The organism is Uliginosibacterium gangwonense DSM 18521 (assembly GCF_000373965.1).
Classification (GTDB): domain Bacteria; phylum Pseudomonadota; class Gammaproteobacteria; order Burkholderiales; family Rhodocyclaceae; genus Uliginosibacterium; species Uliginosibacterium gangwonense.
Genome location: NZ_KB892846.1, coordinates 188,781 through 214,454 on the forward strand (window position 1 = coordinate 188,781; position 25,674 = coordinate 214,454).

At 54.2% G+C, this 25,674-nt stretch carries 25 protein-coding genes and 1 pseudogene; 10 read left to right on the forward strand and 16 right to left on the reverse strand.

The features are described from left to right. Positions 1 to 54: 54 nt before the first annotated feature. The 3 genes from murI to purB are packed head-to-tail and all read right to left on the reverse strand — an operon-like array spanning position 55 to position 3,194. A complete protein-coding gene (gene murI, locus B145_RS0112365; RefSeq protein WP_211209824.1) occupies positions 55 to 891 on the reverse strand; it encodes a glutamate racemase in 837 nt (278 codons plus the stop codon). A gap of 2 nt (positions 892 to 893) precedes the next feature. Further along, positions 894 to 1,796 (reverse strand): glycosyltransferase family 2 protein, encoded by a 903-nt coding sequence (locus tag B145_RS25475; RefSeq protein ID WP_083917739.1) that lies wholly within the window; start codon positions 1,794 to 1,796, stop codon positions 894 to 896. Between the two features lie 18 nt (positions 1,797 to 1,814). Further along, the gene (gene purB / locus B145_RS0112375; RefSeq protein WP_018607732.1) at positions 1,815 to 3,194 is read right to left on the reverse strand and encodes an adenylosuccinate lyase; all 1,380 of its coding nucleotides are present in this window, start codon (positions 3,192 to 3,194) and stop codon (positions 1,815 to 1,817) included. Positions 3,195 to 3,421: 227 nt separating this feature from the next. Here purB and B145_RS0112380 point away from each other — a divergent pair, with 227 nt between their 5' ends. Next, the gene (locus B145_RS0112380; RefSeq protein WP_018607733.1) at positions 3,422 to 4,666 is read left to right on the forward strand and encodes a nitronate monooxygenase; all 1,245 of its coding nucleotides are present in this window, start codon (positions 3,422 to 3,424) and stop codon (positions 4,664 to 4,666) included. An 84-nt stretch (positions 4,667 to 4,750) separates the two neighbouring features. On the opposite strand, the gene B145_RS0112385 is transcribed toward B145_RS0112380, so the two are convergent. The 4 genes from B145_RS0112385 to B145_RS0112400 all read right to left on the reverse strand — a co-directional run bounded on the left by B145_RS0112385 (position 4,751) and on the right by B145_RS0112400 (position 8,683). Continuing rightward, positions 4,751 to 6,535 (reverse strand): PglL family O-oligosaccharyltransferase, encoded by a 1,785-nt coding sequence (locus B145_RS0112385; protein ID WP_018607734.1) that lies wholly within the window; start codon positions 6,533 to 6,535, stop codon positions 4,751 to 4,753. A 101-nt stretch (positions 6,536 to 6,636) separates the two neighbouring features. Further along, positions 6,637 to 7,158, reverse strand: a complete 522-nt coding sequence (locus tag B145_RS0112390) for a pilin (RefSeq protein ID WP_018607735.1) — start codon at positions 7,156 to 7,158, stop codon at positions 6,637 to 6,639. A 172-nt stretch (positions 7,159 to 7,330) separates the two neighbouring features. Further along, a complete protein-coding gene (tfpZ, locus tag B145_RS0112395) occupies positions 7,331 to 8,074 on the reverse strand; it encodes a TfpX/TfpZ family type IV pilin accessory protein (RefSeq protein WP_018607737.1) in 744 nt (247 codons plus the stop codon). Positions 8,075 to 8,152: 78 nt separating this feature from the next. Beyond that, the gene (locus tag B145_RS0112400; protein WP_018607738.1) at positions 8,153 to 8,683 is read right to left on the reverse strand and encodes a pilin; all 531 of its coding nucleotides are present in this window, start codon (positions 8,681 to 8,683) and stop codon (positions 8,153 to 8,155) included. Positions 8,684 to 8,972: 289 nt separating this feature from the next. Here B145_RS0112400 and B145_RS26995 point away from each other — a divergent pair. Further along, a pseudogene (locus tag B145_RS26995) lies at positions 8,973 to 9,904 on the forward strand (IS5 family transposase). A 125-nt stretch (positions 9,905 to 10,029) separates the two neighbouring features. On the opposite strand, the gene B145_RS0112410 reads toward B145_RS26995, so the two are convergent. Then, on the reverse strand, positions 10,030 to 10,560 hold the full coding sequence (locus tag B145_RS0112410) for a pilin (RefSeq protein ID WP_018607741.1): 531 nt from the start codon (positions 10,558 to 10,560) through the stop codon (positions 10,030 to 10,032). Positions 10,561 to 10,942: 382 nt separating this feature from the next. Here B145_RS0112410 and B145_RS0112415 point away from each other — a divergent pair, with 382 nt between their 5' ends. From B145_RS0112415 to B145_RS0112425, 3 genes are read left to right on the forward strand one after another with little or no spacing between them, the layout of a single operon-like run. After that, positions 10,943 to 11,467 (forward strand): gamma carbonic anhydrase family protein, encoded by a 525-nt coding sequence (locus tag B145_RS0112415; RefSeq protein WP_018607742.1) that lies wholly within the window; start codon positions 10,943 to 10,945, stop codon positions 11,465 to 11,467. After that, positions 11,467 to 11,904: a D-aminoacyl-tRNA deacylase gene (dtd, locus tag B145_RS0112420; RefSeq protein WP_018607743.1), complete on the forward strand. Its 438-nt coding sequence runs from the start codon at positions 11,467 to 11,469 to the stop codon at positions 11,902 to 11,904. The genes B145_RS0112415 and dtd overlap by 1 nt, the downstream gene beginning before the upstream one ends. Before the next feature lies 1 nt (position 11,905). Further along, positions 11,906 to 12,439 carry a C40 family peptidase gene (locus B145_RS0112425; RefSeq protein ID WP_018607744.1) on the forward strand — a complete coding sequence of 178 codons (534 nt, stop codon included), beginning with the start codon at positions 11,906 to 11,908 and terminating at the stop codon, positions 12,437 to 12,439. Here B145_RS0112425 and B145_RS0112430 read toward each other — a convergent pair. The 7 genes from B145_RS0112430 to B145_RS0112455 form a co-directional block, all read right to left on the reverse strand. Then, complete coding sequence (locus tag B145_RS0112430; RefSeq protein WP_211209825.1) at positions 12,431 to 12,916, reverse strand: hypothetical protein; 486 nt, start codon at positions 12,914 to 12,916, stop codon at positions 12,431 to 12,433. The two genes, B145_RS0112425 and B145_RS0112430, sit on opposite strands and share 9 nt — an antisense overlap. Positions 12,917 to 13,179: 263 nt before the next feature. Then, entirely contained in the window at positions 13,180 to 16,980 is a 3,801-nt protein-coding gene (locus B145_RS0112435) for a pilus assembly protein (protein ID WP_033407058.1), read from the reverse strand. A 137-nt stretch (positions 16,981 to 17,117) separates the two neighbouring features. Continuing rightward, entirely contained in the window at positions 17,118 to 17,789 is a 672-nt protein-coding gene (locus B145_RS28640; protein WP_157288395.1) for a pilus assembly PilX family protein, read from the reverse strand. 6 nt (positions 17,790 to 17,795) lie between these two features. Continuing rightward, a complete protein-coding gene (locus B145_RS0112440; protein ID WP_018607747.1) occupies positions 17,796 to 19,070 on the reverse strand; it encodes a PilW family protein in 1,275 nt (424 codons plus the stop codon). Further along, positions 19,067 to 19,516, reverse strand: coding sequence for a type IV pilus modification protein PilV (gene pilV, locus B145_RS0112445; protein ID WP_026259086.1), 450 nt, complete (start codon positions 19,514 to 19,516; stop codon positions 19,067 to 19,069). Before pilV ends, B145_RS0112440 begins: the two co-directional genes overlap by 4 nt. Before the next feature lies 1 nt (position 19,517). Then, positions 19,518 to 20,105 carry a GspH/FimT family pseudopilin gene (locus B145_RS0112450; RefSeq protein ID WP_018607749.1) on the reverse strand — a complete coding sequence of 196 codons (588 nt, stop codon included), beginning with the start codon at positions 20,103 to 20,105 and terminating at the stop codon, positions 19,518 to 19,520. Then, entirely contained in the window at positions 20,105 to 20,572 is a 468-nt protein-coding gene (locus tag B145_RS0112455) for a type IV pilin protein (RefSeq protein WP_018607750.1), read from the reverse strand. Before B145_RS0112455 ends, B145_RS0112450 begins: the two co-directional genes overlap by 1 nt. A 517-nt stretch (positions 20,573 to 21,089) precedes the next feature. Here B145_RS0112455 and B145_RS0112460 point away from each other — a divergent pair. Continuing rightward, positions 21,090 to 21,920 carry a pyridoxal phosphatase gene (locus B145_RS0112460; protein ID WP_018607751.1) on the forward strand — a complete coding sequence of 277 codons (831 nt, stop codon included), beginning with the start codon at positions 21,090 to 21,092 and terminating at the stop codon, positions 21,918 to 21,920. A gap of 69 nt (positions 21,921 to 21,989) precedes the next feature. Here B145_RS0112460 and B145_RS0112465 read toward each other — a convergent pair whose 3' ends face one another. Beyond that, positions 21,990 to 22,430, reverse strand: a complete 441-nt coding sequence (locus tag B145_RS0112465) for a hypothetical protein (RefSeq protein ID WP_018607752.1) — start codon at positions 22,428 to 22,430, stop codon at positions 21,990 to 21,992. Positions 22,431 to 22,656: 226 nt separating this feature from the next. Between B145_RS0112465 and ompR the strand changes: the two genes are divergently transcribed. The 4 genes from ompR to B145_RS0112485 are packed head-to-tail and all read left to right on the forward strand — an operon-like array spanning position 22,657 to position 25,655. Next, positions 22,657 to 23,403, forward strand: coding sequence for an osmolarity response regulator transcription factor OmpR (gene ompR, locus B145_RS0112470; RefSeq protein WP_018607753.1), 747 nt, complete (start codon positions 22,657 to 22,659; stop codon positions 23,401 to 23,403). Between the two features lie 6 nt (positions 23,404 to 23,409). Further along, on the forward strand, positions 23,410 to 24,738 hold the full coding sequence (locus B145_RS25485; RefSeq protein ID WP_018607754.1) for an ATP-binding protein: 1,329 nt from the start codon (positions 23,410 to 23,412) through the stop codon (positions 24,736 to 24,738). Between the two features lie 36 nt (positions 24,739 to 24,774). Further along, a complete protein-coding gene (locus B145_RS0112480; RefSeq protein WP_018607755.1) occupies positions 24,775 to 25,377 on the forward strand; it encodes a septation protein A in 603 nt (200 codons plus the stop codon). Beyond that, positions 25,374 to 25,655: a BolA family protein gene (locus B145_RS0112485; protein WP_018607756.1), complete on the forward strand. Its 282-nt coding sequence runs from the start codon at positions 25,374 to 25,376 to the stop codon at positions 25,653 to 25,655. Before B145_RS0112480 ends, B145_RS0112485 begins: the two co-directional genes overlap by 4 nt. Positions 25,656 to 25,674 lie beyond the last annotated feature (19 nt).

Here is a 25,674-nt window from a genome sequence, read left to right on the forward strand (position 1 = left end):
CGGCAAGATATCGACGCTCGACAGAAAAACTGAAGAGCCACCAAAAGCCATGCGCTACTTTTTGCAGATCACCTGCGCAGCTTGCATACAGACAGATTCGGGCAAGGCTTGGGGCACTACCGGCTCAGGCCACATTTTTGCCAGCGCCGCCATCACGGCATCCTGCCTGCCTGTGTTCCAGAAGCGCACCGGCCCGGCATGTGTTGCCGGACTCAGCCCCCCCAGCTCTTCCAGCCGATGTTGGAGGTGGCGCGCCACAGCCAGGCCGGTATCGATCACCTTGACCTTAGGGCCTAGCAACGCTTCGATCAACGGGCGCAAGAACACGTAATGGGTACAGCCCAGCACCACCACATCAGCCCCCGCCTGCGTGAGTACCCCCAGGTGCTCGACCAGCAAGCGGTGCAGCGCGGGGCTATCAAAATCCCCCCGTTCCACATGCTCCACCAAGCCAGTCCCGGGGCGGGTGACGACCTCTACCCCTTGGCCAAAGGTATCGAGCAAGGCAGCAAAGCGGGCACTTTCAATCGTGCCGGTTGTTGCCAGCACCCCCACCACCCCGCTCAAGGTCGCTGCGGTGGCGGGTTTTACCGCCGGTTCCATGGCAATCACCGGCACGCTTGGCCAGCGCTGGCGAATTGCCTGCGCTGCGGCAGCGGTGGCGGTGTTGCAGGCAATCACCAGCGCCTTGGCCTGTTGAGCAAGCAGAAATTCACAGATTTCCAGCGAACGCTCACAAATCAGCGACTGTGGTTTTTCGCCATAGGGGGCATAACCGGAGTCTGCGCAATACAGAAAATCCTCGTTCGGTAGCTGTCTGCGCAACTCATGCAATACCGACACGCCACCCAGCCCCGAATCGAACACACCGATTGGGCGTACATCCGCCATGTTCATGCCTTCCTTTTAAGCTTGAGGCGATCCCGCCACGCCAACAGCAGCCCTGCTCCCCAGGCGGGTAGGGCAAAGGGATGTGCCCCTTCCTGCAAAATCGCCAAAGGCCCCAATCCTGCGTGCACGGCAAACCGCCCATAATTGAGCCAAGCCGCCAATCGATGCTTCATGCCCAGTGGCAGGCGTGCGGCTTCCACATAGTAGAGCTTGGCCGAACGCGGGCTTTGCATGCGGATACGCAGGATGGAAGCCACCAGTCCGTCGCCCGAGTCAGCGTAGACGCGTAGCGCCTCATTGATGAAGCGGATTTTGTAGTGGCAGGCGATGCGATTCCACACCAGTGCCTCAGGCACAAATTTTTCGTCTGGGAATTCAGGGAAAGGATACTCGCGCAGCACTTCAGTACGCGCACAGCCCCACTTTTCACCCACCATGCCGCCACAGCGCAGCAGGTCGAAGAGTTTGATATCCAGGGGCGAAGCCGGGAAAGCCGAACCGACAACCTTGCCATGCTCATCGTGGCACAGGCAACTCACACCGCTGAAGCCCTCACGCTCGGCAACAGGAATTTTCTGCCAATGGAAAGCAAAGCGCTCCAGCGCATCGGGGCTGCACCAGTCGTCGGAATCGAGGGGAACAAAGAGTTCGCCTCGCGCCTCACGTACACCGTGATTAAAGGCCGTGTGTTTGCCGCCATTGGGCTGCTGGATGTAGCGGATGGGCAACTTGCCTTCAGCTATCCAGCCAGCCACCAACTGCGCCGTACCGTCCGTAGAACCATCGTCAACAATCAACCACTCAAAGTCCCGACAACTCTGGGCGCACAGGCTTTCATACGGGCGCAGCAAGGTATGCGCCCGGTTGAAAGTCGGAGTGAAAACGGTAAAGAACGGCGTAGCCAAGCGGCCCCCTACCTGAGATCAGGCCTGGATGGCTTTGGCCAGTTGGGCTGCGGCGCCGATGTAGCTGGCAGGCGTCATCGCCAGCAGACGGTTTTTCTCGGCCTCGGGGATTGCCAGCGTAGTAATGAATTGCTGCAGGGAATTCTTGTCGATCCCAGTGCCACGCGTCAGCGCCTTGAGTTTTTCATACGGCTCTTCAATCGCGTAACGGCGCATCACGGTCTGGATCGGCTCGGCCAGCACTTCCCAACATTCGTTCAGATCGGCAGCGAGCTTCTCGGGTGTCGACTCCAGCTTGCCCAGACCACGCAGACAGGATTCCAGCCCCAGCACGGTATGGCCGAACGCCACCCCCATGTTGCGCAATACGGTGGAATCGGTCAGATCCCGCTGCATGCGGGAGATCGGCAGCTTTTCGCTGAAGTGGCGCAACAGGCTGTTGGCCACCCCGAAGTTCCCCTCGGCGTTTTCAAAATCAATCGGGTTGACCTTGTGCGGCATGGTGGAACTGCCCACTTCGCCTGCCTTGAGCTTTTGCTTGAAGTAGCCCAGCGAGATGTACATCCAGATGTCCCGGCAGGCATCAATAAGCATGGTGTTGGCGCGGCCCATGGCGTCAAATAGTTCGGCCATGCTGTCATGCGGCTCGATCTGGATGGTGTAGGGGTTGAAACCCAGCCCCAGCGATTCAATAAAGCGCTGGTTGAAGGCAGGCCAGTCGAATTCCGGGTAGGCCGACAGGTGGGCGTTGTAGTTGCCCACGGCGCCGTTGAACTTGGCGGTCATCTCCACCCCGACGATGGCCTTACGGACACGTTTGAGGCGGTAGGCGATGTTCGCCATTTCCTTGCCCAGCGTGGTGGGGCTGGCAGGCTGACCATGAGTGCGAGAGAGCATCGGCAGATCAGCCAACTGGTGGGCCAGCTCCACAAAGCGGGCAATCACCCGGTCCAGCGTGGGCAGCAGCACCTCTTTGCGGGCTTCGTCGAGCATCAGCGCATGGGAGGTGTTATTGATGTCTTCCGAGGTGCAGGAGAAGTGGATGAACTCAGAAACCCTCATCACCTCCGGGTTGCCAGCAAAGCGACGCTTGAGCCAATATTCCATAGCCTTCACGTCGTGATTGGTGACCGCCTCGATCTCCTTGACGGCTTCCCCCTCTTCAGGCGAAAAGTTGGCGATCACGTTGCGCAGTTCAGTCAGCGTGGCTGGCGAGAACGGCGCCACTTCGGCAATCGCAGGTTCGGCCGCCAGCGCCATGAGCCATTCGATCTCAACCCGGACCCGGTTCTTGATCAGGCCGAATTCTGAGAACTGGTCGCGCAGGGCGGTCACTTTTGCCGCATAGCGGCCATCGAGCGGAGAGATCGCGGTAAGCATGTTGAGGCTGGCAGACATGAAGAAACCCGTGAATGGAGTCAGGACAAGCTGGCTATTATACCGTCCCCCTACCCTTTGGCCGGGGAATAAGTTGATGAATTAGCAAGCAAGGATTGTCGGGGGCCGCTACAATTCTGCCCTGAGTCCAAAACGACAAGACAGATCGGGAGGCGCCCGACCTCCAGGACTGCACTACTGCCGGGCAAGGCCACCGCCTTTGACCGGACAGGCCAACAGGAATTTGAATGAAAAAAGTTGATGATTTTCGGCTGAAGTTTGGCAAGCAAGAGCTCGTACCTATCATGATTGGCGGGATGGGTGTCGACATCTCAACCGCCGAGCTGGCGTTGGAAGCTGCACGCCTGGGAGGCGTCGGCCACATCTCTGACGCCATGGTCAAAACCGTGGCTGACCGCCGCTTTCACACCAGCTATGTGAAAGAAAAACTCCAGCGCTACAAGTTCAACGTCGCCAATTCCGACAAGTCCGAAGTGCAGTTCCGCTTGGCCCAACTGGCCGAAGCCACCAAGCTGCATGTGGGCAAGACCATGGAAGCCAAGCGTGGCAGTGGGATGATTTTCATCAACTGCATGGAAAAGCTCACCATGAACGCGCCGAAGGAAACCCTGCGCGTTCGCCTTCACTCAGCGCTGGATGCAGGCATTGATGGCATCACCCTGGCCGCCGGGCTGCACCTGGGCAGCTTCGCGCTGATGGAAGATCACCCGCGCTTCCGCGATGCCAAGCTGGGCATCATCGTATCCTCAGTGCGGGCGCTGCAGTTGTTCATCCGCAAGAATGTGCGTAGCAACCGCCTGCCCGACTATATCGTGGTGGAAGGCCCGCTGGCCGGTGGTCACCTGGGTTTTGGCTTGGATTGGGCCCAATACGATCTGGCCACCATCGTCGCCGAAGTGCTGCAATGGCTGCGTGAAGAAAAACTCGACATCCCGGTGATCCCCGCTGGCGGCATCTTCACCGGCAGTGATGCCACTGCCTTCCTAGAAGCCGGGGCCGCCGCCGTGCAGGTAGCCACCCGCTTTACCATCACCGAAGAATGCGGCCTGCCCGCGAAGGTCAAGCAAGAGTATTTCCGCGCCAGCGAAGGGGACGTGGAGGTGAACCAGACCTCCCCCACCGGCTACCCGATGCGCATGCTCAGGAGCAGCCCATCCATTGGTGCCGGCAATCGTCCGAACTGTGAGGCCTACGGCTACCTGCTCGATGCCAAGGGCTGCTGCGCCTACATCACCGCCTACAACCGCGAGGTGGAAGCCCACCCGGGCGTGCGCAAGGTTTCGGTGATGGACAAAACCTGCCTGTGCACACATATGCGTAATTTCGACTGCTGGACCTGCGGGCAATATGTCTATCGCCTCAAGGACACCTCCCACAAGGATGCAGACGGCAACTATCAGATCCTGAGTGCCGAACACGTTTTCCGTGACTACCAGTTCAGCACGGAAAACCGCATCCTGCTGCCGGATTGAACACACGCCCCGCACGCCTATATGCACGACAAATAAAAAGGGAGCCCGACAGGCTCCCTTTTTTACACTCGTGCATATAGCACATCATTCTGCTGCTTGAACTTCCTTGGTGGCTTGCGGACGCAAACAAGCATAGGTGGCAATTTTCAAAGGCGCGACTGCCTTCGCATCAAATTTCTTTGCCCACTCCTGCAAAGGCTGATGGTGATGAGGGAAGCCTTCGCACAATGCCATCGCCAGACGGCCAAGCGCGGGAGCATTATTGCCGATGGCATACGCCTCGCCACAACGCATCATCATGAACCACGCAGGCTTGTACTGCCAGACGCGGTCACAACGTTGCGCCGCCACAAGTGCATCCCCAGCAGCAGGGCGCGAGGCCTGGACGCGCAAACCTTCGGCCACAGCAGAGAAAACGGAATAGCGGCCCACAGAACCCAGGCGTTCCTGCACTGCTGCCGACACATCTGCACTCACATCCGGGTCACTCTCACTGAGCATGACATAGGCCGTGCGCACCGCATACCAATCAAGCATCACAATCGTCAGCACACCCACGGCCAGCACGCCCACAACAAGCGGCACAATACGTGGCAAACGCAGCACTGACAAGGTGCGATCCTGAGCATCAAGATTACCCATGCATAAGGCAATCGGGGCCAGGAAATAGGTATACCACAACGGATATTCCACAAGACTATGCAAACCCGTTACCGCCACACTGGCCAGCACCCAGATGCTCCGCGCACTAGGGGCTAGAAACAGATGCCGCAGATACCACCACGCCATCGCCCCGAGCAACAACACAGCAAAGGGAATGCCAAACTCCGCCGCCAATTGCAGGGGCAGATTATGTGCATGCTCGGCAAATTTCGAGAACGGCACCGGCCCGGTCTTGGCCATCGCGTCGACGGACAATTTATAAAAAGTCGCGGGCCCCTCGCCCCACCAGGGACTGGCCTGGATCGCCAGCACGGCGGACTTCCAGTCATACATGCGCTGACCGTTGGAACCTGCATCCCCTGCGCGATCAAGCGAGGAGGTGACATCGAAAGCGGAGAGGATATGGCCGTAACTCACCAATAGTTGGGCCACCACCGACAGCCCCGCCACGATCAAAAGCCCGATCACCGCATTGCGTGTCTGCTCATCACGTGCCCGCCCTGCCCCCAACCCACCCAGCAACAGGAAAGCAGCCGTATACAACCATGCGCCACGCGACGCGGAGGCAGCCCCCGCCAGACACAGCCATGCAGCAAAGCCCACAAACACAGGCCACGGATAGGCTCTCACCCCACGCAGATAGCACAGCGCAGCCAAACCCAGATAAATCAGATCAGTATAATGATTGGCCTGCCCAATGTTGCCGAAGGCTTGCAGAAACATCTTCTGCATAACCAGATTGCCGAAATTCCACCCTGCCAACTGCACCAGCCCAGCCAGCGACTGAAGCACAGCACACAGCAGAATCCCCCCGGCAATCCATTCCGAGCGCCCCGGTAAATCCAGACGCTGCCCCAGGCCATAGGCCATCAGGAACAAGGCTGCATAAAGAGGATAACCCAAGCCGGAGGGTGCAGGCTGGCGTACCAGACATACCACGAGGAAAGCAGCCATCCCCCACAGAGGCAAGCCCATCCTCACCCCATCGAAGGAGTCGGACGTGCTGACGTGCACACAAGCCCACGCCAGCACACACCCCGCAGCCATGCACCACTCAGCAAAAAAAACCGTATGGGGGTTGGTGTGCTCCGTGATCATGGACGCCAGCGCCATCACCAAACCACCCAACACAGCCCCCGCCCAACACAGATACTTCGAGTCCTTCATCACCCCATCCGCCTCGGCCCAGGCGGCGACACCTTGCATGCCGCACCCGCCACAGACCAGCATTGATCAAAGCCGAGAATGATACAGGAGAAGCAGCGAATCCCTCACGCCTCAGCAGCAATCAAGAACAACAACCGGAACTAACGACACTCAGAGGGCGCGTACTTGGCAGGCAGTGTAGCGACTGTCGAGTACGGCAGGCCTCGTTGCGAAGCCGTGACATAGCCCTGCGAAGCACAACTCCAGTCCAGTGTTCCTGTCGTGTTAGAAGACAAAGCACCCTTTTGTGAAGAAGGAGTGTAGATCAAAGTTTTTCCATCCAGTGTGGTAGGGATCCCATTTGTGCCTGAAGCATCAAAGGTAACCGTTACAGCACCTGTCACCCCATTGATTGTCACGCTTTTTAGATACTTGGACTTCGTATATGTTGGCGCATTGTTATTCCACTCTGTTGCGGCTGATGCAATCGCTGACAGATTGTTAGTCATAAATGCTTCACCCACTACCACCTTGGCGGCCGCTGCCGACATCAAGCCTTCACTAAGCTTGGCACGAATCGTATAGTCCTGATAGGCAGGCAGCGCGATAGCCGCCAAAATACCGATGATCGCCACTACGATCATTAACTCAATCAGGGTAAAACCTTTTGAAATTGGCTTCATGTGCTAATCTCCAACACAAGCATCAATGCTTTCTAAGCAACAAGCACGCCAAACGCGAAATAAATAAAATATATTTTCTCAACACATTAATAGTACAAACCACGAGATCATCGCAAGCCATCACATGCCTTAGGGCAATTAAATACAGCAAGTCTGCTCATTCCATCACTACTTACCAAGGGGCAAGATCATTGATTTCCAGCACCTCAGCGGTGCTGCGTTTCACAATTACTGTCAAATCCCGCACTTTGCCCCGAAGCGGCAGATAAGCAATTTCTTTACCGTATTTAAGCAGTAAAGTGTCCACTTTTTTTGCGTCTTTTTGATTCAATTGCCGCAAAGCATCAATCGGTTGCAGCCGCTGAAGCACTTGAGAGCGTAGCTCAACATAAGGTACATAGTACTGAGGCATCTGCGGCAAATCATCCCCGCCAGCAATGGCACTAAACAGTATCTTGTTACGCTCCTTTGTTGTTTCCGGACGGCGTGCGGCAATCACCTCAGGCCCCAACATGGGGGGGGTTTTGAAGCGTGTGTTACCCACCTGCGCCAACTTAGCCTCATCCAAATCATTGGCAAAAACCAGATCGAATCGATCCGAATTAAATACTGCATACACGGGCCGGGCGATAAAAACAGCATGCATGCCATACAACAAGGCCACAATCTGAACCAGCAGCACAATCGCCATATCGCGTTTGAGCTCTTTTTTTGCAGGATTAAATATAATCAGCGTAATGCAGGGCCCAAGGATGACATCCACGCCAAGCATCATCAGAAAAACGCCCGCCACTCCTGTTGCTTCAGCCATCGCACCAGGGTACCACACCATAAAAACCAGAGCAGTCACACAAAGCGCAACAAAAATAGAACCACAAAGGTGAAAAGCAAAAGCTTTATAGCGATTGATCGTCATGATGTTCACATTTAGTCAAACAAAAACGCCCGTAGATACGGGCGTTTATCAAACAGCAAGCTCAGTCCAGATAAAAACTTAACGACATTCAGAAGGAGCGTACTTCGCAACCAACGTACCTGCAACAATAGAACCAAACTTACGTGTCGTGGCAGTGACATTCGCATTGGATGCGCAAGCCCAGTCAATCGCACCGGTAGAAGCCGTGGTCGGAGCTGCAAGTTGCACATTAGGCGTCAACACCAATGTTTGGTCGTTCAGGCTAGTGGGAATGCCATTCAGTCCATCAGCCTTAATTGTCACAGTAACATTCCACGGGCTAGCAACTGCAACATCCACATCTTTGACATACTTTGAAGAGGTTTCGGCTGCACGATTCGCATTGGCGTGGAACGCAGTTGCAGCATTAGTCAGGCCAGTAACGCCGTCCGATTGAAAGGCCTCACTCATTGCGCCCTTCACGGAAGAAGCGGCAATCAAGCCTTCAGAAATCTTAGCGCGCACGGTGTAGTCCTGGTAGGCGGGCAGAGCAATAGCAGCCAGAATACCAATAATTGCCACCACGATCATCAATTCGATCAGGGTGAAACCTTGTTGAATACGCTTCATAGTAAATCTCCTATTACGAGAAAAGAACGGAAGGGGTTCCGTGTCCTTAACTACCAGCAATAGTTATACCAACCCTTCTCGTCAGCCACACTTGGTTTATACAACCATACAAATCAACAAATTAAAAAAAGGAAGCATCTGTTTTTGTAATCCCCCCACCCACCCACTCCAGAACCAAGTGCCGTTAATCGTCACCCAATAACAAATCGCGGCAGAAATCACTTCAATCACAGAGGCTTTGTTGCATAAATCCTCCCAACCGTCAGCGAGTAGTCGATAAACTTGGAGGATGAGCAAGCCCCCAAAGCCGAAGTATCGAACCCCCAACTGGTCGAGCTATAACGAGTCCTTGCGCCAACGCGGCGCACTCCTGCTGTGGATCGACAAGGACATGAAGTGGGTTGGCGCACCAAGCGGCAAACGCGGACGAACCCCGACGTTCTCGGACGCTGCCATCCAGTTTTGCCTGATGATCAAGAACCTGTACGGACTGGCACTTCGTCAAACTACTGGCATGGTCAGGAGCCTGTTAGCGCTGGCGGGGCTGGATTGGATGTGCCGGACTTGAGTACCTTGAGTCGGCGCCAGAAACATCTGCAAGTGACGCTCACGTATCAACGCCGGAACGAAGCCCTGCACCTACTCGTCGATAGCACAGGCATCAAGATGCTTGGCGAAGGGGAATGGAAGCGCAAGAAACACGGGGCCGACTACCGCCGTCAGTGGCGCAAAGTGCATCTGGGAATCGACGCCCAAACGCTGCAGATTCGTGCCATTGAAGTCACTGCCAACAGCGTCGGAGATGCGCCGATGCTGCCAGCCTTGCTCAATCAAATCCCGCCAGAAGAACCTATTGAAAGCATAGGAGGCGATGGCGCTTACGATACCAAAGCGTGTCACAGCGCGATTGCTAACCGGGGGACCACGGCGCTGATTCCTGTGCACAAGAATGCGCAAGCTTGGAAAGGCAGCAGTGCAGGTGCGCGTACCCGAAACGAAATTCTGCGTACAACCCAACGCTTAGGCAGGACGATCTGGAAGAAATGGAGCGGCTATCATCGGCGCAGCCTGGTGGAGACCAAGATGCGCTGTTTCAAATTGCTCGGAGAGCGCGTGATGGCTCGAGACTTCGACCGCCAAGTCGCCGAATTGCAGATTCGTGCCGCACTGCTCAATCGCTTCACCCAACTGGGCACGCCTCAGACCGTGCGCGTGCTATAAATCCGTCTGGGATCAGGGGTATTGCGGCCTCACGCTGATTTATGCAACAAAGTCGTAACGAATTGATCTTTGCCAAAAACAAACACCCGCAAAAGCGGGTGTTTGTTAGACAGCAACTTAACGCCTTATCGGCATTCGGAAGGCGCATACTTCGCAACCAACGTACCTGCAACAATAGAACCAAACTTACGTGTCGTGGCAGTGACATTCGCATTGGATGCGCAAGCCCAGTCAATCGCACCGGTAGAAGCCGTGGTCGGAGCTGCAAGTTGCACATTAGGCGTCAGCACCAATGTTTGGCCGTTCAGGCTAGTGGGAATGCCATTCAGTCCATCAGCCTTAATTGTCACAGTAACATTCCACGGGGTAGCAACCGCGACATCCACATCTTTGACATACTTTGAAGCGGTTTCGGCTGCACGATTCGCATTGGCGTGGAACGCAGTCGCAGCATTAGTCAGACCAGTCACACCATCTGATTGAAAGGCCTCACTCATAGTCCCCTTCACGGCAGATGCAGCAATCAAGCCTTCAGAAATCTTAGCACGCACGGTGTAGTCTTGGTAGGCAGGCAGAGCGATGGCGGCCAGAATGCCGATAATTGCCACCACGATCATCAATTCGATCAGGGTGAAACCTTGTTGAACACGCTTCATAGTAAATCTCCTATTACGGAAAAAGAACGGAAGGGATTCCGCGTGCTCTATGTTAAGCGACGGCTGTGCCACCTCTCTCTCGCATATGTTAAAAAACAAAAAACTTATTAATAATCATGATCTTAACCAGTAATCACCTTCTTAAGAGTTTTAAGCATCTCATTGATTTCGCAAAACATGTGCCGCGAATTGTCACTTGATAAGCCAATTACGGCAATTACCGCAACCAAGTCAAAGATCGGATGGATTCCCGGCCCTAAATTCGGCGAGCGGCAGATCAATCCCAGGCCCCCAGCCTCGCACAAGTGGCGTTGTTCCTTGCGCTTATGCGCATGGCTGTTATCATTCGCCCTTTCTGCACAGCAGCATGCCGAGGCTTAATATGGCTGTTTTTGCCCTTGATGAGCGGGTTCCGGTGGTGGGCGAGCGTACCTGGGTGGCCGAGAACGCCACTGTAGTGGGGGCAGTGACCATCGGGTCGGACTGTAGCGTCTGGTTTGGCGCGGTGTTGCGGGGGGATAACGACCCCATCACCATTGGCAACGGCACGAACATCCAGGATGGCGCGATTCTGCATACCGATGAGGGCATCCCCCTGACGGTGGCAGACCACGTATCCATCGGCCACCAGGCTATGCTACACGGCTGCTCAGTGGGCGAAGGCTCGCTGATCGGGATCAACGCCGTGGTGCTCAACCGTGCGGTGATTGGCAAGCACTGCCTAATTGGCGCCAACACTTTGATTCCAGAGGGAAAGGTGATCCCCGATCGCTCCTTGGTCGTCGGCACACCCGGACGGATCATCCGTGAGCTGACGGATGAGGAGATCGCCCGTAATCTGCGCAATTCCCGTCACTATGTTGATGCTGGAGCGCTGTACAGCCACGCCATGAAGCGGATTGATTGATGATTGCCTTGATTCAGCGCGTACGCTCGGCTTCTGTAGAGGTGGATGGGCAAATTGTTGGAAAGATCGGTAGCGGCCTGCTGGCCCTGATCGGAGTGCAGAAAGAAGATGATGCGGCCAAGGCTGATCGTCTGCTGAAAAAGCTGCTGAACTACCGCGTTTTCGCTGATGATGAGCAGCGCATGAACCGCTCGCTGCGCGACACAAGCGGCGGCTTGCTGCTGGTTTCCCAATTTACATTGGCCGCAGATACACACAAAGGCGCCCGCCCAAGCTTTTCCAGCGCTGCCACACCAGATGATGCGCGGACGCTGTTCGACTATCTGTTGGCACGCGCCCAGGGTTGTCATCCAGTAGTAGAAACCGGCCGGTTTGGCACCGACATGCAGGTCAGCCTGATCAATGACGGCCCCGTCACATTCTGGTTGGAGACCTAAGGTGAGCCCCGTTCGGCATCTGTTAACCGCAAGCTGCTGCGTCGTGCTGGCAGCCTGCTCGTCTAGCCCCAGCACAGATAACCAAGCAGACAGCCGGACCCGCGGTGCGCAGACGCGCAAACCCTCACTCTCGTCCGAACGCCTGAGTCTGGCAGACACCCAGCAAGCCAATGAAATTGTGCTTGTCGCCTTGGGCTTGCTGGATACAGGCTACCGTTTCGGCGGCAAGAACCCGGATGCGGGTCTGGATTGCAGCGGCATGGTGAGTTACGTGGTGGAACACGCCACGGGCCTCGCACTCCCCCACAATGCGGCGCAGATTGCCAAACGCACCCGCCCCATTGATCGCAACGAGCTTCGCCCGGCTGATCTTGTGTTTTTCAACACCAGCGGCCAGACCTTCTCGCACATGGGCATCTACCTGGGCGATGGCAAATTTGTGCACGCCCCCTCAACAGGCGGCAAAGTGCGGGTAGATAAAATGGACATGCCCTACTATGCCAGCCGGTTTGTAGCGGCACGCAGCCTATTCTAGGCTCTGTATTGCTTTCAGGGGTTCCTGCACTATGACTGTTGGAACAACGCCACCAACGTCCATCCCGATATCGAGAAACGAAGCCACCTCTATACGGTCCTTGATGGCCGGGATGAAGGAAATGGCCTGCAGTGCAGCAATGACTTGAGAGTAATCCGTCTCATGCCCATCCGTCACTGCAGACAAAATCTGCACTGAAACAACCCGCCCCTGCGCGTCTATAAAGAGACGGAATTGTGTCTCACCGCTTGGCAAGCTCGCCAAGTCAAAATCCGAAATGTCTACATTGGTCAGCGCCAAGGCTTCACGATCCACTGCAGACGTTGGTAAAAAGCTCAGCTCATCCGAATGACGGGCCTCGCCTTCAACATCCTCCATGCTTTTTACCATCACGGAGCTTCGATAAACACGGCTGCCTGCCTTATCGCCTGTTTTCACGCCAGCAGGTTTGATAGCCACACCATTCGCAGCAGGCATCAATGTAAAACCAGAACGGTCGCCCAACACAAACTTTGGCGTACTCAACAGCCTCCCAGGCAGCACAGCGGGGTGAAGAGGTGGGCTCAACTTGGCCTCTATTTTCAGCGCACGGCTTGGCACAGGTACAGCAACCGAAGCCCCCATACCCGAATACCATTCAAACCACCACGAAGCAAACCCGTGTATCAGCAAAGATGCACTCAAGCACCCTGCCAACACACGGGTTTTATGCCCTACATACATACACTGCACAAAAACGTCTAGTCAGCAGTCGGAATAATTCTCCAGTTCAAGCGAATTACGGATGTCAGTGCTGCGTTCGGGTTAATTCCCAAATCCTCTATCCCGCCACTGGTGGTTCCCCCTTTGTAGTACAACTTACCGCCTATCATTACAAAGGCCCCACCATTGACCAATCCACTATATGCATGCTTCTCCACTCCATTTAGAAGAGCAGACTTCCCTGTTCCGACATAGAAGGCATACCCATATGACGTCCCCGCTGGCGAGCACACACTCCCATTAGGAATATCGGATGTAAATACCACCAGATTTGACACATATGGCGAAACATCTGGATCAATCACAATCCGCTCTGCAATACCTGCAGAGCTTGAAAGATCATAATACCATCCCATCGGTTTGGTCGTTGACACAGTAATCCCTGCCATCTTCACATTCTCTTGCAGATTGCTCCGTGTGATCGGGTAGCTGACCCCGCTTGGTAAAGTTACATCACTATAAAAGCCAGCAAAACCACGGGTTCCGTCTGCGATAACATAGATACTCTGCTGATCAGAACTGGTAATGTCGCCGTCTGCCAACAAACGCCCCGTCCCAACAATTACATAACGCTTCTCACTGACACTCCCCGAACTTTGATCAGCCTGAATCAGCGTAATGGTCGTAACCGGTTGGGCAACCCCAGCAGAGTTAGTCAACTTAGCAATTTTTTTAGGCACAGGATAACTACCTGAATCTGCCGACACATCCAAACGCCAGATATTGCCTTGCAAATCCCCTGCATAAAGCGCATCCACCATCGCTGCGCTATAGTCAGTCATGAACCCCCTGACAAACCTCATGTTGATCGGAGAAGCAAGACTACCTTCAGGGGTCGCCACTTTCTCCAGCAAATCTCCCGTCCGGGGATCAACAAAATAGAAGTATCCCTTCCCATCTGGGTTGTTATATCCAGAAACCATTACCACAACCCAACCATATTTCTTGGTTCGAACCACCCGCGGCAAACCGTAGGAATACCCCATGGTCGAATCAGTAAACTCCCACAACACCTTAGTGGCTACTGCCGCCTCATTGCTCCAAGAAGAGGGGTCTGTCACATCCAGTGCAAAATAGCCTTTCCCACCCTTGCCCAAGCCGCCAATCAAAAGACTGTGCCAATCAGGTGAACCGGTAGCAGACAATTTCTTGGGCGTGTCTTGAAAATCAACATCAAAGTCGGCTTCCAGCTTTCCATCCACCATAAAATGGTGGGTAAATGTGGGATTCCCTAACGAAGCAAGTCCTGTGGAGCTGGCCGTCGTTGAATCCCCATATACAAAGCTCGGGATATAAGCAAACATTTCTGCTCCGCTGTCTGCATTTACTGCATGCAGCATGCCATCATTAGCACCTACAAATACAACCAACTGACGACTAGAATTATTGTTTTTGAAAACGTCATACCCCGTCAGACTAGTGTAGGGATTATGAGGTTGTGACATCACCCAAGGAGTTGAATTGACAATATCTCCCAATAAATAGGTCCGCGTGCGATATGCACCTCCATTGACCAACTCTTTGCTGCGATCCCCCCGCAAATACGCCACATAATTTGCAGCAGATTGACTTCCGCTTGATACCCCCGGAACATTCGCAAAAGAAGCGTAGTACGTGCGGCTATTAAGCCCTCCGGCTCCCAGATTTGACGCCTGGAAAGGCAAGCCCCCCCCAGTGCTAACGCAACAGGTCACAATTTTGCGGGAAGTAATTGCCGTTTTATCCAAAATGTCGCGGAAATTCCAAGCCGCAAGATTGGAGTTTAAGGAACCATCCGAGTTAAATGTCACGCTACCTTTGAACAGGGACCCTGTCCAGGTTGTTGGGTCATAGGAAGCACTATAGTTGGCAGTTGCAGTCCCCGCAGAAAGAGTTAAGGTTGGAAAATTAACGGTAGTAGAATAGGCTGCCGATGCTTCCGCAACAATCTTTGAAAATGCATTGTTCAAACCAGACACCATCGCACTAGGCTTATCCGCCAAGAAGTAATTATCTGGCCGTGGGTCGGTCGTACTGCCGGACAGATCGCTGGTGGTATGCCAAGCCGTAATAGGAATAGTGGATGTGCCGTTTGATCCGTCATATGGAGAAAACCCTGAAGGCACGGTAAAACCACCATACTTGGTCGCTAACCAATATTGGTTTTTAGACACATATCCATTTTCCAGGACGTCCATCCAATAAGTATTGATGGTCTGTGTCCCCGTCAGATCAGTACGAATGTCCTTCACATGCGAGTCATAAGCTAAACCAGCAATGTAGTAGGTATCTGCACGACCAGAGTTATAGTAAGACTGACCAATATTCCCCAGTCCTTCCAATTGACCCACCATATTGGTGGCAGTCGTCACATTCACAGTTGAGTCACTGCTTACCTGACTGGGAATGGTTTCGCTCCCCGTCAAAGAACTTCCGGGCAGTCCACCGTCATACCAAGTATTAATATCACCAATCCCGAGGATGAAGTTTTTCTGGCACGAGTACAGAATGGGATCATCCCAATCCGAGATGACAGGAAAACCATCAATCCAAGTTTTCAACGTAGCCTGACTCCCTGAGCCAGACAGCGAGCTAAAGTTAGGAACGTTCCCAAGGTTCTTAAAGTAGCGGACGGCTGAATAATACAACTCACTTACAGGGTCATTACTCTTGTAGGTTCCCACCACAACCTTGCCAAATTTATCCAGGTAATTCATGACGCCACTATCGCTGACCGTCACACTGTACCCACCCTCGCTGGAGGCGCGCGATGTTGTAGCCGAAGCATCTGCCGTATCTGGGTTTTGCAGCATCACACCAGTGCTGGCATCCCATTCAGCTGCCGAATTCGTAACATCAGAGGAGCCAGGAATAGGCTTGGTCGGGGCAATATATTTCATCCGGGCGCGCATCACCCCACCATTACGGGACGAACCACCCTGGTTAAGATAGCCAAATGCCGAATAACGCAACTTCATGGCATATTTCTGCATCAAGCCTTCAGGCTTGTAATTGCTGCCATATTGCTTGCAGTTGCTCTCCACCCCAACTGTGGGATCGCAAACCAACACACGAACATACAACCGATAGACCTTGGAACTGCTAGTCGTGCCTGTTCCGGTATAGTCTTCCTGCGTTGCCCCAGAAAGCGTAGATGGGTTGGTGGCCGTCACCCACATTACAGTACCGTAATTGGTATTGTTTCCATAGTTCTGCACCGAAGTTCTAACAGTGCTCCACGTGAAAGGCGTTGCGCCTGTGATCAACGAAGAGCTGGAAATCGCGGTATCAGGATAGACGCCACTGCCCGCCTGCCCCGTGTTATAGGTTTTCTCCAGAATGGTCTGCGTAGCTGTATCGATAACACGGGCACCACCCGACAATGTCCAGCGGAAAACGTCCAGCGACTGCATGGACGCCCAGTTCAGATAGTTCCCACTCCACAGTGCTGGAGACGTACTGCTGCATGCATGGCTAGTCGCATACTTTTTAGGCGCAAAGTAACTGTTTTTTGGGGTTGTGGAATTGTACTGATACTCGTAACACTTCTCAGAGTCAAAATACCCAATATAGGTATTTGTTGCCGCATAGGCATTGGCAGAACTCTTATATGCGGGGGTATTGGCCGTTGGCCACTCCACTGAGAGCGTCAAGGCCAGATTGCCTGGCACGGAAATTGACGAGAACAATGGAGAATCCGCCAGAGAAACGTCTGCTCTAGCCGCAATCGCACCTCCCCCGAACGCTAATACAGCCGCAAAAATCAAGAATGGTTTAAGCGATGAATTCAACTTGGGCATGGTAGCCTCGCAAATACAAGTGGAGCATAAAGCCCAAACGTAACAGCTTGGGCATCCCGCAATTCAACCCTATCGGATCGCATCAATCAACTTTTACAATTTCATCAAAACTGCTATCGATAAACAAATTAGTAAAATCACTGCAGAAGTACGGTCGACTGCAAGTAGGTCACCTGATTTGTGACGGAATCCTGTACTCGAACAGTCACACGCATTGGCCATCCTGCACCACCACCACCGGTCCCATTTTTAGAGCCGCCGCTGCTGGGCCACTTATAATCAGTTCCATAATTAGCCCCTTTTCTACGTGCAGCCAAGCTACCCGTTATAACTGGATTGGCACAGTACGACGAATCCCCGTCTCCAGCTTTGGTGCATTGACGCTCAATGACATAGGTAATTTTTTCGCTTGAAGACTCGTTGCTACTAAAATCCTTAGAGTGATCCATGCCTGCCGCAGTAAATGCTGTTTCACTCAGCAATACTTTCGGGATACCACGCGAATCATCATTCGATTGTTTGATTGAAGCAAAATAATGGGCAGAAGGAGCATCATTGGAAAAATCAGTGATTGAGATCCCGTCTGTCAAAGAAAACATTGCTCGATTAAACCCTCTTTCGCCAACGCTGATTGAGCTACGCTTGAAAGCCACACTCCCTGCCATCAAAGTAGAAGCACTAAATGAACGAACCAAGGCCACTGCTGAAAACATCAGTACGGTCAATGCCACCAGGGTGATAAGAATTGAAATCCCACGCTGCTGGGCTGCCCGACGGCCAGAAATAGATAATTTTTTAGGCATATTCATGGCGAGTTACAGCAAGTTGTTACGCAAAGGAATGACGACGTCCACAGTACGATAGCGATAGATACGCTCTGCACTGGTGAAAGTTCTCGTAACTGACAGATCTCGATTGGCCGGGTCTTTCAGGCCGTTAAACAGCACAATACTGGCAGGACTCACACAACCGTTCTGCTGCGCAGAACCCGCCACCGCAGCAGTACAGGCAGGAACGGTAGAGTCCGCAGCAGAAGTCTCCTGCAAGGATGTCCGGAAAATCATGCCCAAGCGTATTGCCTTGATGTTACTTAGCAACGCAACCGCTGTAATGCTTCCATCCATCAATGCCTTGGTACCATATGAGGCAGAGACAGGATCTGGCACTTTGGGGCTAAACCAGCTATCCACTTTGCCATCACCATCCAGATCCACCCCATACAGGGCATGCATTTCAAAGACGCCATCGGTAATAATTGATGGGCTATCAGAGCTGGCCTTGAGCAAATCAAAGGAGTAAAGCGTATTGTTGTCTCCAACACCGAGCAGCATAAATGTGGGAGGGTTATTGCCCACCACGTTGCCAATATTGCTTACCACAGCCTGCTCGGTAAATGATGTCTGCAGCGCTTGGGCATAAGTACCTGCAAAGGGTAGAGAAGTCGGCGACGCAGCAGCATCAAATGTGGATGAAACCTGTTCCAGACTACAGGGATGAACCGTTGTGGTCGTGGCCCCTGTAACATCACTGACCAGAAGCAAATCATTGGGTTTATAAAAAGCAGTAGAGTCCAGCGAAACAGCGGTACTCCCATTCACAGGAATGACCGACACGTTGATTGGCATATCTGCCAAACTCGCCGTGCCAGACATGACAACCAAAACATCGGAAGGCTGTCCGCTGATGCCGGGAGTGGTTGCATCCGGCACAATCAAGATGGGAGACAGGCGGAACTCACCCGCAGTGCCCGTAGGTTTTACGTTTGTGAAGGGGGCGGGCAGTGTTGTTGCAGGGAACAGGTTTGCGCCATTTTTCTTTGCACTCAACGCACACCCGTACGCATAGCTTGAGAGCGGTGCGAAACCCGAACCTGCCTGACGCACGATGGTGTCTATCAACTGTGCGTTGTAGGCACCAGTCTGATTGATATCATTGATAGAGGTCGTCGTGCGCTTGCGCCCTTCTGCAAAGGTAAGCACCTGGTATACCGCAAACAGAAGGATCATGGATATAACCATCGCAACCATGAGTTCAATCAGCGTGACCCCAGACGCGCGAGCCAGACGAGAAGAAGATGACGAACGCTTCATTGAACCATTACCTCGGTAACGTAACGACTATCACTTTCAGAAGCTCCCTTGCTGGGGGCCCTCCACGTGATCGTAATAACTGCCACTTGTGCTTTGGTCACTGCATCCACATTGAGTGCGATCGTCGCATTACCATTCGGCAAGCATGTGGGGGAGCATTGGGGCGCTACCGCCTTGACCCGATTATCCAGCCAGCTCTGATAACTAGCTTTGAGCGGGGACGCAGTGTAATCAACGGACTTATATGTCCACATCATGGTTGCCAGATCATTGGCCAGCAACGCGGCGTTGTTGCGATCTTCCGAGTCAGTGGAGAACTGCACGCCCCTAGCTTGCAAGGCAACCAGACCCAATATGCCAATGGTAAATAGTGCTACCGACACCAGCACTTCGATCAGGGCAAAACCTTGAGCACGTCGAATAGATGTGTTGCGTATAGTCTTCATCTCAACACCCATCCGGTTGGCTGCTTGAGAGTGTTTTATTCGGGTCACAGAGTCGTATCTTTCCGCCCAGGCTCACCAATACACTCAACGGGCGATCTGCCCCTGACATTGACACAGCATATTTAACAGGAGTCGCTGCATCAGCACCAACCGTACAATTTCCCACAAACCCCGTGGCAGTTGCATTGGACAGGCGGCCGACGGAGTTGAAGCAGATAAATCCTCCGTCCGCAGAAATGGAAACCCCGTTCTGTGCCGCGGCAGAGCTGCTCAAAACCATCTCGCCAGTTTTTTGATCGCTCCCCGTCAGAGGCAGGGTCTGCACATACCACTTCTGCCCTGTGGCAGAAGGCGTGGCCAACAAGGCGGGAGTGGCGTTGGTCAAGGCAAATACTGTCCGGGCACTCCGTTTGACGGCCTCCATTTGCGCCGCCCGCAAATCATTCTGTAAAGACTCTGCCACACTACGCACCTTGGCGTTTTTCGCCCAGGTTGCCATGTCAGGGACTGCGAGAAATATGAGAATGGCCAAGACAGTCAAAGTCACCATCAGCTCAATCAGCGTGAACCCGAGATGATCAGAGCGCATCAGCAATTTCCTTGTTGCGCAGCACGCGTAATCCAGCAGCTATTGGAAGTCCCCCATTTACCACTCAGCGTTTTCTGCTCTCGCTTTTCACTAATCGTATAATCAAACGCTGCGGTGGAGGTCCCCGTAGCACCTGTTGCATGAATCGTATAGCTACTCGCCGTCAGATTATTAGCATCGTTTGTGCAGTAAATGGAGAAATACTTGCCTGCTGTATACGTAGTAGTCAAACAAGGAGGTGAGAAAGCCCCAGTCGCTGCATAGGTGCGGTTATCCTGATAATACTGCTCCATCTTGACCTGCATGGAAGACAGCATATTGGTTGCATCAGACAAGCGCCCACGCAGAATGTAATCGTTATAGGCAGGCACAGCGATCGAAGCCAGAATGCCAATGATCGCCACCACTATCATCAGTTCAATCAAGGTGAAGCCCTTGGCGGAGTGTTTGCTGCCGCACGAATTCATTTGACGCTGCCTTGCCACATTCCAAGCATTCAACATATCAACCCCGTTTGACCAAAACTCAAACCTCAATCAGATCAGGGCCATACACCTGATCTGCCGCCAGCCTCTCACATCCCAAGACACTTGATTGAATCATAGAACGTGATGCGTCAAGTTCATCGCGGTAGAAGATGAGCGGCCCAAACCTTTGACTGTGTGGTAGTCCGACGACGCGCCCACACTGTCCGGCACGCTTCACCCTTGCAAAACGGCGGTGTAAACTTGACGAACTCGAAATTTATGTCAGAAGTGACCGATCACACGACAAGCCTGCGATAAACGGCATGCCGCACCTGATGGTTGAATTCCGCAGCAGGCTTCATCTATATCAGATCCTGTCTTGTTGCCGACTGCCAAAATGGGGAGGCTTACCTCTTTATTTTGTACAAGAAGAAAACTATTATCCGCTGCAGCCTGTAAGCAGCCCTTTACGCCCCACGTGACCATACCGCTGACAAACTGAGAATTGAGATAGACGATGAAGTACAAGGCTGTAGCATTGGATCTGGATGGAACTCTATTAGGTAGTGACTTGAAGATCCGCCACGAAGTGGCCGAAACCATCCAGTCTGTCCGTGCAGCGGGGGTACGTGTATTGATGGTAACCGGGCGCCACCATAGTGCTGCCATGCCCTATCACCACCAGTTGGGGCTGGATACGCCGCTGATGTGCTGCAACGGCACCTATGCCTGGGATACTCGATCGGGTCGGGCATTGATGCCTCGTCCGCTGGAAAAGGCACAGGCTTGCCATACATTGGAACTGGTGCGCCAACATGGTGTGCATACTCTGGTGTACGTGGATGGCTCAATGACTTACGAGGTGGTGGAGCCCCATCTGGCACGCATCCTCACCTGGGCCGAATCGGTGCCACCAGCCCTGCGTCCCTCCATTCGTCAGGTGGCGAATTTCGAGGCTGAGATAGAAGCCGCCGAGCATGTGTGGAAATTCGCCACCACCACGCCCAACCTGGAACACCTGCATGCCTTTGGCTGTGCGGTGGAACAAGAAACAGGTTTGAGTTGCGAGTGGTCCGCCAAAGACCGCATTGACGTGGCCCAACAGGGGAACAGCAAGGGGCGTTTGTTGGTGGAATGGCTCAGGTCGGAGGGCATCGCGCCAGAGCAGACAATCGCCTTTGGCGACAGTCCGAATGATATTTCCATGCTTCAGGCGGTCGGGCTGGGGATTGCCATGGGCCACAGCAATGAGGCGGTACGGACTGCGGCCAAGCTGGTGGCAGGGAGCAACGACTCGGCGGCCATCGCTCTTGCCTTGCAGGAGCATGTATTGGACTGTTGCACTTAGAACCTATGCATAATCTTACTGCGAGGCTGTGATCGGGGCTCTGAACATGTTCTGAGCCCTTCGTTGCTGTTATCTGCGTGGTGCAGACTGAGCACGCCCGCCCCGGTCATTCCAGAAGCCGCGCACATCTTCGCGCAGTCGACTGCGCTCTTCGGGCGACAGCCGCTGCAAGCGGGGAGGCTGACGGTCGGACCACGTTACCTGCTCGTTTCCCTTGCCATTGGCAGAAGCATTGCCAGCCCCGTTGCCGGGAGGCTCACGCCAGGTTTGGCGCGCTTGCCCTGAATGAGGGGCAGCATCAGTTTTCTGATCGTTGTTGCGATCCACTTCCCGGCGCAAGTCTTGGCGCAACTGGCGAATCCGTTCGTGGTTCTGGCCTTGCTGCTCGCGCACGGCCTCATTGATCGCAGCCTCATTATGCAAAATGAGGCCGCCTCGCGGGGGCTGCTCGGCAGCAGACACGCCACACACTACAACTGCCAGCACGACGAGCAACAAACGATGTGCCACGGTACTCTGACTCCTATCCACCCCAATGCTTTCCAACAAAGCGTTTGCCCCCACCCATGCAGAACCTAGCTCTTAGGGCACACTCGAAGTATGCAAGGATTGGCTGTAAAGGGCATGTGCATTTGTAAGCACTTGTTGCGAAATCGGCGAACCGCAACAATTACTCACCATATACAGATACATCGTGCTTCTGCCCCTGCTGACTTATTGGAAAGGAAGGCTTACGATGCCTGCCATGGAAAAGGAACATTACCGAATTCTGGTCGTCGATGACGACGCACGGCTGCGCAATCTGCTGGATCGCTACCTCGGCGAACAGGGTTTCACCGTTAAAACCGTGGCAGACGCAACTCAGATGGATCGCGCCTTGAACCGCGAACATTTCGATTTGATGGTACTTGACCTGATGTTGCCCGGCGAAGACGGGCTGAGTATCTGCAAGCGCCTGCGGGCTGCCGAGAACGCCCTGCCTATCGTGATGCTTACAGCGCGGAGTGAGGACGTTGACCGGATCATCGGCCTGGAACTGGGCGCGGACGATTACCTGCCCAAGCCCTTCAACCCGCGTGAGCTGGTGGCCCGTATCCACGCCGTGCTCCGCCGCCAACCCAAGGATCTGCCGGGTGCTCCGGCAGACACCCAGACGATCATCAGCTTTGGCAAGGTGCGGGTGGATTTATCCACACGGCGCCTGGAATGCAGTGGTGAAACCCTGCCGCTGACCACCGGGGAATTCGCACTCCTCAAAGTCTTGCTGCAACACCCACGCCAGCCACTGTCGCGCGACAAACTCATGGAGTTGGCCCGTGGGCGGGAATACGATGTGTTTGACCGGTCCATTGACGTACAGATTTCCCGGCTCCGCAAACTGGTAGAAGACGAACCGACCAAACCCCGCTACATCCAGACTGTCTGGGGCTTTGGTTACGTTTTCGTACCGGATGAGGCGAGCCCGGAGCAACCCGAGCGGTAAGCCAGAATGAGATGGCGCCACCCTTGGCCCAGAACCCTACTCTGGCGCTTCTTCCTGCTCATCGCATTGCTGATCAGCCTGTCCCTGTTCGCCTGGTTTCAGATCCTGAACCATTTTGCCGTGCGCTCACGTGCTACCCAGGCGGCACAACTGGTAATCAGCATGGTCAATCTCACCCGCTCAGCCCTGCTGGCGGCAGATGAAACCCGGCGCATCAGCCTCGTGCGTGAATTGGCCAACCAGGAAGGCATCAGGGTCATCCCCGCAGAGGAAGGGGACAAGATTGAGCCCATGGAAAATGGCGTCTTCATGCAAACCCTGGTCGTCCAGACACGCACGCGCCTAGGCAATTACACCCGCTTTTCGCGTTCATTGCACGGGCAGCAAGGCTTCTTCGTCAGTTTCCGTCTGGATGAAGAAGACGCCAGTGATGAATATTGGCTGATGCTCCCCCCTAACCGCGTCAATCGGGCGGGGCTCGCCGAATGGGTGGGTTGGAGCAGTCTGGCTCTGCTGTTCTCCCTGTTGGGCGCCTACCTTTTGGTGCTCGGGGTCACCCGCCCACTCAAGGCCCTGGAAAACGCCGCCCGGGTGATCGGGCGTGGCGAACACCCTCTTCCATTATCCGAGCGGGGCCCACGCGAGATTGCCGAGGTGGCCCGCGCCTTCAACCAGATGTCGCACGATCTGACCCTGCTGGAGTCTGACCGCGCCCTGATCCTTGCGGGCGTCTCGCATGATTTGCGTACTCCGCTGGCAAGGCTGCGCCTGGGCATCGAACTCTCTGGCGCCACCTCAGAAGATCTGGCCGCCATGAGCGCAGATATTGACGACATGGACCGGATCATCAACCAGTTCCTGGATTTTGCGCGTGACACCGTGGCAGAACCAGAGCAAACCGCCGATCTGGCCCAACTTACCCGCGAAGCCGTGGAATCCTTCATCCGCCGGGGCGCACCACTTGATCTGGTCGACCTGCCGCCCAGCCCCTGCCAGGGCCTGCGTGTGCTGGCCCTGCGTCGCGCCGTGACCAATCTGGTCGACAATGCCCTCAAGTACAGCGCGGGCAGCCCGGTCAATCTACGTATTCTCTGCCAGCCCGGATTCCTGGGCATCGAAGTGGCAGATCGTGGCCCTGGCATCCCGCCTGAACACGTTGATCGCCTCAAGCGCCCTTTCACACGCCTGGAAGATGCGCGCAGCAATGTTCAAGGGTCTGGACTGGGGCTAGCCATCGTTGACCGCATCGCCCGTCTGCATGGTGGCCACCTTGATCTGCTCGAACGTGAAGGCGGAGGGCTACGCGCCATATTGTATCTGGCAAACAAGCAGTGATCGCCTTTTGCCCCGCCTCATCTATAATCCCAAGCCATGAACCCAATCGTTGATTTCTTCCCCATCCTGCTGTTTTTCATCGCCTACAAGTTTGGCGACATCTACTTGGCCACTGGCGTGGCCATGGTAGGCGCCCTCTTGCAGATTGCGTATGCAAAATTTATCCTCAAGCGCGTCAGCGTAATGTTGCGCGTCTCACTGGTGGTGATCCTGGTCTTTGGCGGGCTGACCCTGATTCTGCACAACCCGACCTTTATCAAGTGGAAACCCACTGTACTCTACTGGTGCATGGCCTCCACGCTGGCCGTCAGCGCCTGGTTTTTCAAGCGCAACCTGCTCACCAAGGTACTCTCGGAGCAGCAGATCAATCTGCCCGCCCCCGTGTGGGACACGCTCAACACCGCCTGGGTAGTCTTCTTCGCCTGCATGGGCGCTCTGAACCTTTATATTGCCTTCAACTACCCTGAAGCCACATGGGTCAATTTCAAAGCCATCTGGATGACGGTGATCTTTGTGCTCTTCGGCATCGGTCAAGCCGTATTCCTTGCCCGTTACATCAAGGAGGAGCCGGAAGCGGAAAGAACAGCTCCCCAGAACACACTCTCCAACATCAAGGAAAGCAAGGCGCCCGAAGCATGAGCATTCAAGACAAGATCATAGCGAGACTTTCCCCGCTGGCAGCACTACGACTGGACATCCGGGATGACAGTCACCGGCATGCGGGTCATGCCGGGGCGACATCCGGGGGTGGGCATTTTGATCTTGTCATTGTATCCTCTGCGTTTCAGGGCCAAAACCCTGTAGCACGTCATCGCCAGGTGTATGCCTTGCTGTCGGGGCTGATCCCCGCAGAAATTCATGCTCTGAGTATTTCCGCGCTGACTCCCGACGAGGATAAAACCTCGTATCAGGGTTAGTTTTTTTACTATTTCTCCG